Source organism: Anaerostipes stercorihominis (assembly GCF_057535655.1).
Window position 1 is genome coordinate 68,930 of the sequence record NZ_BAAJCL010000013.1, and the last position, 12,070, is coordinate 80,999.

Consider the following 12,070-nt stretch of genomic DNA (forward strand, 5'->3'; position numbering starts at 1 on the left):
CTGTCAGAATGCAGACAATGCCGGAAACATTAATAATGCCAAAATAACAACCAGCATTATCATCATAGGCGCCAATAATTTTGTGCTTGCCTCCTCCCCCTTTCTTTTTGCATCTTCCTTTCTCTGAAAAAATGCCCCTTCTTCCTCCTGCTCCAGCTGTAAAAAAAGATCTTTGGCCCCTCTTGTAATGCTCTGCACCAAGAGAACCGATAACTTCTGATAAGAAGAAAGCGAAAGAGCTTTTCCCATCTGTGTAAACGCTTCTGTCTGTGAAACTCCAAAGGAAATCTGTCGGCAGGTTTTTTCAAGTTCCTCATAGACAAACATTTTTCTTTGATTTCCCTTTCTGCATTTCCGCCGATATTCTTCGTATATTGCTGACAAAGCCGCCGGCACACTCATCCCTGTTCCGAGAAATAAAATCATTTGCGTAATAATATGCGGATATTCTTGTCTGGAATCTTCCAATACCTTTTGACTCTGCTTTTTATATTTCTCGCTCTCTCGATACCAAAGAAGCACAATCAAAGAACTTCCAATAAAAACTACCGCCGGTATCTGATTCTCCTGTTTGACAGAATGAACCGCTGTGCCCTTGACAGATTCAGAAATTACAAATGTTTCTTCTGTAATACTTTCACGTTCCATTTTTTTCAGTTCCCGGATCACTTTTTCCCTTTCTGAAACTACTTTTTTCGCTGCTCCCGGCACCACACAAACAGGCATCTTTAAAATTTTTTCTTTTCCCTGACATTCCATTTTTGCATGGACGTAGACAATCATTGGCCGCTTTACGTTTTTTGAAAACACATTTCCGGTTTCATCTATCACCGTAGGGTCTTCACTCCCCCACCGTACCGTAATATTCTCTTTTGGAATTGATTCCGGCATATAGAGCTTCTCTTTTACTTGATTTAAGGACTGATTTTCACCTTTTAAATGTGTTGTTATATAGTTTTCTGCCTTTTTTAAAGCAGTAGAAATTTCACTCTCAGAATATCCTCTTGGCCGCACACGCAATTGATAGGTTTGTTCCCCATCATCGGTCTGAATCTTCACCTGCTCTTCCTTCTCTCCTTCTCCCCTTTGGTTTCTGGTAATGACAATACTGCGGTCTCTCGTAAAATGAAAGATCAGCAGCGCTGCCAACAAGATCAGAAAAATCACTGTCGCTGCCAACACCAGTTTTACTTGTGCCAACAAACTATCCTCTGTCTTCTTTCTTAATTCCTCTCTTGTTCCAAGAAAGCTGCTGGCAATTTGTTTTTCACGATTCCGCTTAATTTCTTCTGGAAGCCTGTCCACAATTTTTTTCATCCAGCTAAATTTCAATTTCAACCACCCTTTCTGCCCACAGGTTGGCACCGCACAAACAAACCAACGCCGCAGCTGCCAGCACAATCCCAAAAAGACTTTCATAAAGCACCTGAAAATATTCCGGATTGGCGATTCTTACATAAGCTAATATCATGTACGGCATAACAGACATTATCCTTTTCTCCATCTGTTTTGCCGCTATCATCGTCTGAATTTCCTCCTTTATCTGCATTGCCTGATTCAGATGATCGACAGTTTTTCCAATGATCTCGATTAAATTCCCCCCTGTTTTTTTCACAATCGACACAATTTCGGCAAATTGATACAATTCTTCTAAATCAATTCTTTCTGCCATATTTTGAAGTAATTGTTCCACAGGTTCATTTATTTTCAACGAAACAATCAACACATTCAGTTCTTTTTCCAGAAGTCCTTCCCCCTGAAACACCTTTAAATCTTCTCTGGATGTTTTTAAAGCATTTTCAAGAGAATATCCTGCCGAAAGACTGTTTCTCACAGATATCATCATTTCACGAAATTCCCTGCGAAGCTGCTCTTGTTCTTTTTGTCTTCTCTTCCTTCTTCTATGCTTCATCCATGGTACCAGAATCGGTAGCATAAATGGAAGAAGCCATATTCGATCGAAAAACAGCCAGCAAATTCCCCATCCGTAGAGCAGTCCCAGAAACAAATCTTTTTTCTCATTGACCCAATGCTTCACTTCCCATCTTAATTTTCCCCATAAGCTTTTGATATGCCTCATATTGACCATACTCCTTTAATTTTTTTTGATGTGTCAAGGTCCCCTTCATTTGAAGTTCCTCATTTTCATCCATTGCAAACAACGGATGCACTGCTATTTGTTTTCCGGACATTCCCGTAATTTCAGTAATTTCCATGAGCTTTCTGCTGCCGTCGGCGGTCCTTCCCAAATGTACAATAATATCAATGGCAGACGCCATTTGACCGCGAATAGCGTCCACCGGCATATCAGCGCCCATGAACACCATGGTCTCAATTCGTTTTAACATATCCAGACTGCTGTTGGCATGTCCGGTGGAAATACTGCCGTCATGTCCGGTATTCATGGCATTTAGCATTGACAATGCTTCCTCTCCCCGCACTTCTCCAACGATAATTCGATCCGGTCTGGAGCGAAGCGCTGCTTTGATCAGATCTTTCATATCGATCTGATTCTCTCCTGCCGCATTGGCACTGCGCATTTCTAAACGCACCAAATTATCTATCCCATTTAATTTCAGCTCTGCGGAATCTTCAATGGTAATGATTCTTTCATCCTTCGGAATACAGTTGGACAGTCCGTTCAGCAAGGTCGTCTTACCGCTCCCGGTCCCTCCTGAAATGAAAATATTATATCTTCCTTTGACCAGAATCTTTAAATATTCCCCAATTTCCTTTTGAAATGCCTGCCGCTGATACAGCCATTCCAGCGTCATTGGTTCTTTGGCAAATTTGCGGATTGTCATTGTCGCCCCATCAATCGAAATCGGAGGCAAAATGATATTGACCCTTGAACCATCTTCCAATCTGGAATCAACAATCGGATTTCGTTCATTTACCATCCGATTGGCCCCCGATGCCACCTGCTGAATTACCTGATAGAGCTTTTCACTATCTGAAAACTTTCCGGGATACCGAAAAAGTTTCCCTCCTCTCTCCACAAAAATATTCTGATAGCCATTGATCATAATCTCTGTAATCGAATCGTCCTCCAAAAGATCCTGCAAAATATCAAGCCTGCGCAGCGCATAAAAAACTTCCTGATTCAGCTGAATTTTGTCTGCCAGCAGCAAAGGCTGACTATGAGAAAGCTTTATGACTTCATCTTGAATAATTTCTTTCAGCTGGTCATCTGTTATCTCTCTGGAGAAATCCAGCCGCTGCATTACTCTTTGTTTTATCAGCTCTTTTTTCATTCTTCCTATTCCTTTCCTGTTTCTTTTGCTGCAAGTATTACCTCCTCCCACGTCGTCTGATACCAGATTCCATGCCGTTTCATCTGATCTTTAAATTGTACATATTCCGACGATGCTCTGTCTCCTTTCATCAGAGGAATGTATATTTTATCAAATAGCCCTAAAAACCCAAGTTTTGGCGGGCAGGCTGCTCCTATATCGAACAACACAGAAATTTGCTCCTCTTTCAGCCGCTCAAAAAACCACCGATAATCCTCCAATGACACTGCCCGATAGTCCAAATAGCATCCAACTGCCGGGTATCCGCTGCATTCTCCCATTGCGCTCTGATGATCCAGAAAATATTGTATCACCGTCTCATTCCGCTCTTTTATGTAAAGCAACAGCAACTCATCCGCAGTACAGATTTCCGTCCAATGTCCATACGCCTGCATTCCAAAATAAGCAAACCCGCGCTCTCCCGCAAACCGTTGTGCAAACTGGGAAACCTGATACCTGCTCAGCGGAGAGTATACTCCTACGATCATATCCTTCCCCTCTCTTTTAATCTGGAGACAGTCATAGATTTTCTTCGCAATGTCTCTGCCGCTTTGACAATGCCCGTTCACAGATCCTGCATTTCTGCCAATTCTGCAAACCGGGGATCTTCCCTGATCATCCACGCCCTCCGCCAAAACCAAACAATGAAACTGCCTTTCTTTCTCTGTATCAAAAAATTGTTTCTCATCTGAGGCAAACCATGCAGTCATCGGAAATTCTTTTTGATGATTTAAATACTCCATCAATCGCTTTCCATACTGGTAGTCTTTATGAAAAATTCCAACGGATATATCCCTCATAATACTCTCTCCCATATGCATGTCCCATAAGCAAGCCAGATTCCCAGCGAAAAATGAATCATTGCTTCCTTGGAAAAATCTTTTTCCAACGACTCATAGGACAAAAGCTTTTTCTTATAAACACAATTGGTTACATAGTGAAAAAAACGAGTGAATCGAAGACGAAAGCTTTTCCGCTTCCATAAGAAAAGGATGGCGTATATGCCATTCCACATAAAAGATAAAAACAGAAGATGGAAAATCTTCCATCCTACAGAAATACCGCAAACCATCAGCAGCTTTACATCACCGCCTCCGAGACATCCGATATAAAATAAGAACCCGCAGATTATAAGGGGGATTCCTCCCCCAACTGCCATCTCTACAACATCCATTCCATTTAAAATTCCAAGGAAAAATGTAAAAACCGCACCAACCCCATTGAGCTTGTTGGGAATTCTAAAGTCTCGCCAGTCATAGAAAACTGCAGCTGTTAAATACAACATGATCCATAATTTCATGTATCTCCCTCCCTTTTCTTACATTATTTTACAATTATTTTCTTCTTTTGTCTAGTTATTTTTCTAAATTTATTAAAATAATACACTATACAAAAATACTCACTACATATAGAACAATCACACCGGGCATTCCTAAAAGCGCTCCTGTTCCAATGGAAAGAAAATTTAAATCTACCGGGGCATTCACTCCATTCCTCGCACAAAAAATATGAATTCCATAAATGATCAGAGAACATAAAAATCCTCTTACAGCAAGTACCATCAAATACGCCGGTTTCTTTACAATTCCAATCATAATACACACCGTACAGCCAATTGCCATAATATAAAACAGCATTTGATTTTGTTCCATAAAAAAATCCCTCCTTATGTAATCTTATGATTCATAAAAAGGGATATTCTTATTAGATTAATCTCGTCAACTAAAATAAATTTGAAAACCAGTCAAAAATGCCTTGGAAAAATTTTCCGATCTTATCCATAATTCCTTCGGACCCGCCCAATTTATCATAGATGGCCTTCGCCTGCTCCTTGAGCTGATCTACATTTAAATCCAATTCTGAAATCTTATCCATCAAGCTTTGAATTTTCTCGCGATCTTCATCGGATAATTTAATGTTCAGGTCCTTGGCAGATTCTTCAATGGCACCTTGAATTTCCGCAGGTGTTGTCAAATTTTCTTCTGCAACTTTCTGTTTCACATCTGCAATTAATTTCTCTGCATCTTCCGAACCAATGTTTTCTGCGACTTCTCCGGTTGTAATCAACTCGTCTGTCGCCGCATCCTTACTTTTTTCAGGAATCTCTTTTCCGGTCATTTCTTCATATGCTTTCATCACTCCGACCAATGCAGCCGTACCGGATATATTAAATGGTCCCGCAACCTTTACATCCGCATTTTCAATTCCGGCTGTTACCAGTGCATTGCGATACATTCCGGAAGTGCAGTATGTAATGTTTTCTGTCGAAACATCCACCCCACTTCCCTCACTGGTCTTTTCTACTGTCACAGAAGAAAGCGCTCTGGAGCCGATCACACTCTTTGACAAATAATCATCCAGATATTCATGTTCTTCTTTATTTGTTACTTTAATTACATGATAACTGTCAGTATCCTCCACACCCAACAATTCCAACACCTTCTGTTTTTCAGAACTTTTTAGATCAGCGCCCAATGCCAGATACTTTTCCTGAACGCTGTCCGCTTTGACCGTCACTGCTGATAAGGTCATTGCGGCACATAATCCCAGCGCCATGACTCTTGCCCATATTTTTCTCATGTTCATTTCCTCCGATTTTTTATACTTTCTGAGACACTCACAAGTGTATAGCTCTTTGAACGGAACGAGCTTCTCCGATCATCCTGTTCATTTTTTTGAGTGACTCTCTGATCAGTGTATCATATTTTTTCTAAGGATTTCTCTGCAATTTCCTTATTTTTTTCTTACGGAAAAAATACAAAAGCAACAAAAAAATCACAAATCCTACAAAACTGATTGCAGCGCCTTCCCAAAAGCCTGGGGGAGTATAAGAAAGCCTCACGTCATGGTTTCCTTTGGTAAGCTTTACTGTTAAAAAAGCATTTCCCAAAGCGTGAGTCGTAACTTTTTTTCCATCTACAAAAACTTCCCATCCTTTATCATAAGGAATTCCGAAAAACAGTGTGCCGCTCCTTTTCATTGAAATCGTCCCCTGAATTTTGGAACTCTCACTTTTTTTAAGCCGGAAAACCTGAGCTTCCATCGCTCCCACAAGATCTGCCATGACATCTTCATTTAACTCTGCCGCAGTGAGTCGAACTACCCCCGACATTACATCGTCTTGCTTAAGCTGCAATTTTATTTGAATTTCATCCCCTTTTTTCAGTCTTCCCAAATACAAAATTTGAGAGTTTAAACGCCCTGTCAGCATTTGTTCGCCATTTTTTTCAATGACTGTATTCTCTACCTGACTCCCATCAAAATGCAGATACATTTCCCGCTCCTTTGTGGATTTGATTGTAAAAACCATATTATCCGCACGAGCCGATGTATTTTCAAAAACATATTCCCCGTCTCCATTATCTGATGTTATCTTACAATCTGATAATTCCGGTCGTTTTGTCTGAATCATACGGAACAATCCATCAATTCCATATGCTTTTTGAACAAAATCATTTTGTACATAAAAAGGGTTATAATCCTGATAATTCCAGTGTTCAATTTCAGAGCTCACGCCATAGCCAACTCCAGCCTGGTATGGATTTTTATATATTGTTACATTGCCCGCCGTATCCAACGGACGAAATGGCGTAAGCCTGGAATCCTGCGGACGATAAATCTGGTATTTTACAGAGAATAGCTGATTTGTAAGAGGAGTTGCCCCTTCGTATAGATACTCATTCACACCGGTATAGAAACCTAACTGATCCATCATATCCACAACCGTTCCCTGAGCTGTAGATCCAAACAAAGTCATACAATTTAAAGTATGCCAGATACTTTCATCCAACATTCGACCACTTACCAGCTCTGAACGGTCGGAGATATCTTTCTGATAGAGCTCTTTTAATCTGGCAATGGATTTCGTATCCTGAAAATACTCGTCCACATCCACCGTATCATTTTCTTTAAAGCCCGCCGCGGCCATAATTATCATTTCTCCTGACAAGAAGATGCATAACATCCTTGTAAACATTTTTTTCCCAAGTACCTTTTTGCTGTACAGTAAAAAAATTCCCGTATAAATTGCAATTGCCGCTGCTGTTGCGCAGATTGTATACGTCTCCAATTTCTCTTGCGAAGTGAGAACTGTACCAATCATAAAGATGCACATGATTGCGCAGCTTGCATAAAACTTCCATGCATAGGTTCTCCCTTTTCGTACAAGAATACAATATCCCTCATATGCCGTCATTAATAGAAAAAAAATATACAAATAGGCATATCGATTGGGAATTCCATATTGATTATGAAAACCATGCCAGATATATCCCAATACCGGCATATTGAAACTTAAAAACAAAAATGCCAAAAGCAGCAATCTGCGAATTTTTACAGACCATCGAATTTCCCGCAGTGTAAAATAAAACACAGCCAGCATCACAGTTAACACTCCGCAGTATAGATTAATTTCTCCATCGTCTACAGACATTGCCAGAGGGGTTGTCCCTAAGAAATGCCGGGAAAACAAATCTCCAAAAGTTCCATACCACACTTCTTTCGGAAACTCAAGTTTTGCGGAGGATGTCTGCATAATTCCAAGATAAGCAGAAATCAGCACTACAGCTGCCATCGCTGCGGACAGCAGCGAATACGCTGCAAACCGAATTCCATTTTTTACAAAGTCAAGTTTCGTCTCATGCTCATAGAATATGTACCATAGGATGAGGAAAAGACAGGTCATATACGACATATAGAAATTGCACCAGAGAGACAAAAATAATGCCAAACAATATACCCTTCCATCCCGCTCCCTCATCAACTTCTCAAAACCGTACAAAATCACCGGCAGCAAAATCATGACTTCCATCCACATAATGTTCCAGCTGTAGCCAACAATATAACTGCTGAATCCATAAGCCATTCCAAAAGCAATGACGGAAAATTCATCTTTACCCCGTTTTTTTCTAAAATAGAATGCCGCCGTAAAGCAGCAAAGTGCAATTTTCATAATAAAAAGATGGCTCAGTACCATATTCAGCATTTCTTTGGAACAAAATGCAATGATTAAGTTCATTGGGCTTGCCAGATAATATGCCCACAGCCCCCAGAAATTATAGCCAAGACCTCCGTGAAAAGAATAAAAAAGAGAGTCCGCAGACTGAAGTTTTTCCTGATAATCTGCAAAGAACGGAAGATATTGATGCAGTGCGTCCACAATCAAAAATGACTGACTTCCAAACGGTTCTACTTTCATCATAAACGCAATCAACTCCATCACCAACATTGGAAGGAGAAATGCGCCAATCAAAAATTTATGAGTACGGCAGAGATTTTTTATATGATCTAACATTAAATTTTACTCCTTTATACAAAATATCAGATTTATCATAGCATTTTATTATTTCATAATATATCGAATTATGGTCTATCTTACCAGAACAAAATAGACAAGTCCACTGTCAATGTTTAAGGGCTCTTCTCTGCACATCGTATACATCCCGCGGAGCGTTTTATAACATAGGAAAGTCAGAACTTTCCCAATATTATAAAAAACATCCCATGCAGACATTTTTCTTTCCAAAACTGCATGAGATGTTAAGTGCCATTGAAAATCTATCTCCACTCCCGCACTCTTTTTTTAATTTCAGTCACCATATGGTACCTCTTGTTTATCATGGAGAGCAGGGACCCCCGTCTTAATCCCGTCACATTTTCCCCATGTCTCCGGTAGAGAAGCAGCTTATCCTCCAAAAATACAACACTGCCAAGCTGTTCTGCCAAAAGTCCCATCCATTGATCGTGAATCCAGACATTTTCCGGAATCGGCAAAAGCTTCTTCAATATGCTTTTGCGAATCGCCATACAGCAGCCAATATAAGAATTTTTCTTTATATTTTTCCAGAAACCTGCGCCGCTGTCTCTCCACTGAAACGTCGTCTGTCCCATAGAGTACAAATTCTCATCTACAATTTCCGCATTATGAACAACTGCCGTCACCCTCGGATCTTGAAACATCTTTTTTACCGTTTCTGCCTTGTTCTCTTTCCACACATCGTCTTGATCCGCTAAAAAAACAATCTCTCCCCGGCAATGTGACAATGCATTCTGAAAATTTTCCACGACTCCGGTTCCTGGACCCTTGATTAGATGAATTCTGTAATCTTCCCGCGCTAAATTCCTTAATATTTCTCTGGAGCCATCACTGTCATCATCAATCGAAATTACCAACTCATCATCATCTCTCAAATTTTTTAAAATAGAATTTACTTGTTCTTCGATATATTTTTTCCCATTATAAAAAGCAAGTGCCACTGATATCATAATTTCTTTCCTTTCATACTTGTAATATTATAACATATCCTATATAATAATGCTAAGACAAAGGCGTCTACAAAAGTGTATTTCCCGTACCCTTTTTGCGCCTTTTTTTCGTAGAATTTTTTCTGCGGTCTGCTATATTATTACATATTTATATGACTTAAGGAGGAAATAAGAATGTCATACGTAGATGAAGTCATTGATGCAGTGGTTGCCCAGAATCCTGCTGAGCCTGAATTCCATCAGGCTGTGAAAGAAGTTTTAGAATCATTAAGAGTTGTTGTGGAAGCAAATGAGGATGCTTTCAGAAAAGATGCTTTGCTGGAACGCCTTGTAAATCCAGAGCGTCAGTTCAAATTCCGCGTACCTTGGGTTGATGATCAAGGACAGGTTCATGTTAATACCGGATATCGTGTGCAATTTAACAGCGCTATCGGACCATACAAAGGTGGTTTAAGACTTCACCCTTCTGTAAATCTCGGAATTATTAAATTCCTTGGTTTTGAACAAATCTTTAAAAATTCATTAACAGGTCTCCCGATTGGCGGTGGAAAAGGTGGATCTGATTTTGATCCGAAAGGAAAATCCGACCGTGAAATCATGGCATTCTGCCAGAGTTTTATGACAGAACTTTGTAAATACATTGGCGCCGACACAGACGTACCAGCTGGTGACATCGGAACAGGTGCAAGAGAAATTGGTTATATGTTCGGTCAATATAAGAGAATCCGCGGTCTTTATGAAGGAGTCTTAACCGGAAAGGGATTATCTTACGGCGGATCTTTAGCCCGTACTGAAGCTACCGGATACGGTCTTCTCTATTTAACCGATGAGATGTTAAAATGCAATGGAAAGAGCCTAAACGGAGCTACTGTTGCCGTGTCAGGTTCCGGTAATGTTGCAATCTATGCAACACAAAAAGCTCAGCAGCTTGGTGCAAAAGTTGTAACCGTTTCTGATTCCACAGGATGGATTTATGACAAAGACGGAATTGACGTTGATTTATTAAAAGAAGTAAAAGAAGTAAAACGTGCACGCTTAACAGAATATGCAGCTGCACGTCCAAGTGCTGAATACCATGAAGGAAAAGGTGTATGGACCGTTCCTGTTGATGTTGCACTTCCATGTGCTACACAGAACGAATTAAATCTGGAAGATGCTAAGACATTGGTAGCAAACGGATGCTACGCAGTTGCAGAAGGAGCGAATATGCCGACAACCTTGGATGCTACTGAATACTTACAGGCAAACAATATCTTATTTGCCCCTGGTAAAGCTGCAAATGCCGGAGGTGTTGCTACATCCGCTTTGGAAATGTCTCAGAACAGTGAAAGATTAAGCTGGACTTTTGAAGAAGTTGACGGAAAATTACAAAACATTATGGTAAATATTTTCCATAACCTTGATGATGCTGCAAAACGCTATGGAATGGAAGGAAATTATGTAGCCGGTGCAAACATTGCAGGATTTGAAAAAGTTGTTGACGCAATGACAGCTCAGGGTATTGTTTAATCCTTAAAAATTTTCTTCCTTCGGGACGGAATCTTAAAATAATGTCATGTGTATGTAGTAAGAGCGGAGATATCTCTTTTGAGATTCTCCGCTTTCTGAATTACTCTCATTGATTGGAATCTAATCAAGAGTTCTTGATTCTTATCAGCGAGGTACAGATGAGTTTACATCCAGTGCCGCACAGATTGCTCCCCCCCCCAACTCCAGTACAAACTTCCTATATTATAAAAAGACTTTAGATATTTCACCTAAAGTCTTCTTTCATTGCGGGGGCCGGATTTGAACCAACGACCTTCGGGTTATGAGCCCGACGAGCTACCAGACTGCTCCACCCCGCGCTATAAAATTATAAAAGGAAACACTAAATACGTGTTTCTTTTAAGGCGCCGACCAGATTTGAACTGGTGATCAGGGAGTTGCAGTCCCATGCCTTACCACTTGGCTACGGCGCCACATAGTTTATTATATGCCATTTCTAAAAAAATATGACTCCAACGGGATTTGAACCCGTGTTACCGCCGTGAAAGGGCGGTGTCTTAACCACTTGACCATGGAGCCTTCTTTCATTAACGGAGGCTTCTGCTCCGCCATACACCCGTCAACTAAACTCATACTTCGCTTCCGCTCATACTCGTTAAGGTTCCGTGTGGCTTTCGCACTCACCTCGAAGTTCACATCCTGTTCCTTCTCACTAAGTGCTTCCAAGCTCCCCGAGCCGGGCTCGAACCAGCGACAGCACGGTTAACAGCCGTGTGCTCTACCAACTGAGCTATCGAGGATTATTTCCTGTGTACCTTCAAAACATCATACAAAATCTTTCCTACATCTCTCTCCTTCACAAACCTTCTTTGGTTAAAGCCTCGACCGATTAGTAACAGTCAGCTCCATACATTACTGTACTTCCACCTCTGCCCTATCTACCTCGTCGTCTTCAAGGGGTCTTACTAGATTACTCTATGGGAAATCTTATCTTTAGGGGGGCTTCACGCTTAGATGCCTTCAGC

10 protein-coding genes, 4 tRNA genes and 1 rRNA gene are annotated in these 12,070 nt (G+C 40.6%); 1 reads left to right on the top strand and 14 read right to left on the bottom strand.

Going from position 1 to position 12,070, the window contains the following annotated elements; translation table 11 throughout:
* Positions 1-3 precede the first annotated feature (3 nt).
* The 9 genes from AC27EF_RS11225 to AC27EF_RS11265 all read right to left on the bottom strand — a co-directional run bounded on the left by AC27EF_RS11225 (position 4) and on the right by AC27EF_RS11265 (position 9,557).
* Positions 4-1,332, bottom strand: coding sequence for a type II secretion system F family protein (locus AC27EF_RS11225; RefSeq protein ID WP_487110855.1), 1,329 nt, complete (start codon positions 1,330-1,332; stop codon positions 4-6).
* Positions 1,322-2,080, bottom strand: coding sequence for a type II secretion system F family protein (locus AC27EF_RS11230; RefSeq protein ID WP_487110856.1), 759 nt, complete (start codon positions 2,078-2,080; stop codon positions 1,322-1,324). Before AC27EF_RS11230 ends, AC27EF_RS11225 begins: the two co-directional genes overlap by 11 nt.
* On the bottom strand, positions 2,019-3,254 hold the full coding sequence (locus AC27EF_RS11235; protein ID WP_487110857.1) for a TadA family conjugal transfer-associated ATPase: 1,236 nt from the start codon (positions 3,252-3,254) through the stop codon (positions 2,019-2,021). The genes AC27EF_RS11230 and AC27EF_RS11235 overlap by 62 nt, the downstream gene beginning before the upstream one ends.
* A 5-nt stretch (positions 3,255-3,259) precedes the next feature.
* Positions 3,260-4,093: a hypothetical protein gene (locus AC27EF_RS11240; RefSeq protein WP_487110858.1), complete on the bottom strand. Its 834-nt coding sequence runs from the start codon at positions 4,091-4,093 to the stop codon at positions 3,260-3,262.
* Positions 4,090-4,593 carry an A24 family peptidase gene (locus AC27EF_RS11245; RefSeq protein WP_487110859.1) on the bottom strand — a complete coding sequence of 168 codons (504 nt, stop codon included), beginning with the start codon at positions 4,591-4,593 and terminating at the stop codon, positions 4,090-4,092. The genes AC27EF_RS11240 and AC27EF_RS11245 overlap by 4 nt, the downstream gene beginning before the upstream one ends.
* A gap of 85 nt (positions 4,594-4,678) precedes the next feature.
* On the bottom strand, positions 4,679-4,945 hold the full coding sequence (locus AC27EF_RS11250) for a pro-sigmaK processing inhibitor BofA family protein (RefSeq protein ID WP_487110860.1): 267 nt from the start codon (positions 4,943-4,945) through the stop codon (positions 4,679-4,681).
* Between the two features lie 70 nt (positions 4,946-5,015).
* Positions 5,016-5,873, bottom strand: coding sequence for a DUF1002 domain-containing protein (locus AC27EF_RS11255; protein WP_487110862.1), 858 nt, complete (start codon positions 5,871-5,873; stop codon positions 5,016-5,018).
* 130 nt (positions 5,874-6,003) lie between these two features.
* Entirely contained in the window at positions 6,004-8,586 is a 2,583-nt protein-coding gene (locus AC27EF_RS11260; RefSeq protein WP_487110863.1) for a YfhO family protein, read from the bottom strand.
* A gap of 263 nt (positions 8,587-8,849) precedes the next feature.
* Positions 8,850-9,557 carry a glycosyltransferase family 2 protein gene (locus AC27EF_RS11265; RefSeq protein ID WP_487110864.1) on the bottom strand — a complete coding sequence of 236 codons (708 nt, stop codon included), beginning with the start codon at positions 9,555-9,557 and terminating at the stop codon, positions 8,850-8,852.
* A 174-nt stretch (positions 9,558-9,731) separates the two neighbouring features.
* Between AC27EF_RS11265 and gdhA the strand changes: the two genes are divergently transcribed.
* Positions 9,732-11,066: an NADP-specific glutamate dehydrogenase gene (gene gdhA / locus AC27EF_RS11270; protein ID WP_487110866.1), complete on the top strand. Its 1,335-nt coding sequence runs from the start codon at positions 9,732-9,734 to the stop codon at positions 11,064-11,066.
* A 264-nt stretch (positions 11,067-11,330) separates the two neighbouring features.
* Here gdhA and AC27EF_RS11275 read toward each other — a convergent pair.
* The 5 genes from AC27EF_RS11275 to AC27EF_RS11295 form a co-directional block, all read right to left on the bottom strand.
* Positions 11,331-11,404 (bottom strand) — tRNA-Met (locus tag AC27EF_RS11275).
* A gap of 43 nt (positions 11,405-11,447) precedes the next feature.
* Positions 11,448-11,518, bottom strand: a tRNA-Cys gene (locus AC27EF_RS11280).
* A gap of 34 nt (positions 11,519-11,552) precedes the next feature.
* A tRNA-Glu gene (locus tag AC27EF_RS11285) sits at positions 11,553-11,624 on the bottom strand.
* 148 nt (positions 11,625-11,772) lie between these two features.
* Positions 11,773-11,845: transfer RNA gene (locus AC27EF_RS11290), tRNA-Asn, on the bottom strand.
* Between the two features lie 69 nt (positions 11,846-11,914).
* A 23S ribosomal RNA gene (locus AC27EF_RS11295) occupies positions 11,915-12,070 on the bottom strand; the annotation flags it as partial.

What these genes read in the sequence shown, in the direction of transcription:
- gdhA (WP_487110866.1), top strand. Translation starts at nt 9,732, where the DNA reads ATGTCATACGTAGATGAAGTCATTGATGCAGTGGTTGCCCAGAATCCT.
- AC27EF_RS11235 (WP_487110857.1), bottom strand. Translation starts at nt 3,254, where the DNA reads ATGAAAAAAGAGCTGATAAAACAAAGAGTAATGCAGCGGCTGGATTTC.
- AC27EF_RS11255 (WP_487110862.1), bottom strand. Translation starts at nt 5,873, where the DNA reads ATGAGAAAAATATGGGCAAGAGTCATGGCGCTGGGATTATGTGCCGCA.
- AC27EF_RS11265 (WP_487110864.1), bottom strand. Translation starts at nt 9,557, where the DNA reads ATGATATCAGTGGCACTTGCTTTTTATAATGGGAAAAAATATATCGAA.
- AC27EF_RS11240 (WP_487110858.1), bottom strand. Translation starts at nt 4,093, where the DNA reads ATGAGGGATATATCCGTTGGAATTTTTCATAAAGACTACCAGTATGGA.
- AC27EF_RS11230 (WP_487110856.1), bottom strand. Translation starts at nt 2,080, where the DNA reads ATGAGGCATATCAAAAGCTTATGGGGAAAATTAAGATGGGAAGTGAAG.
- AC27EF_RS11250 (WP_487110860.1), bottom strand. Translation starts at nt 4,945, where the DNA reads ATGGAACAAAATCAAATGCTGTTTTATATTATGGCAATTGGCTGTACG.
- AC27EF_RS11245 (WP_487110859.1), bottom strand. Translation starts at nt 4,593, where the DNA reads ATGAAATTATGGATCATGTTGTATTTAACAGCTGCAGTTTTCTATGAC.
- AC27EF_RS11260 (WP_487110863.1), bottom strand. Translation starts at nt 8,586, where the DNA reads ATGTTAGATCATATAAAAAATCTCTGCCGTACTCATAAATTTTTGATT.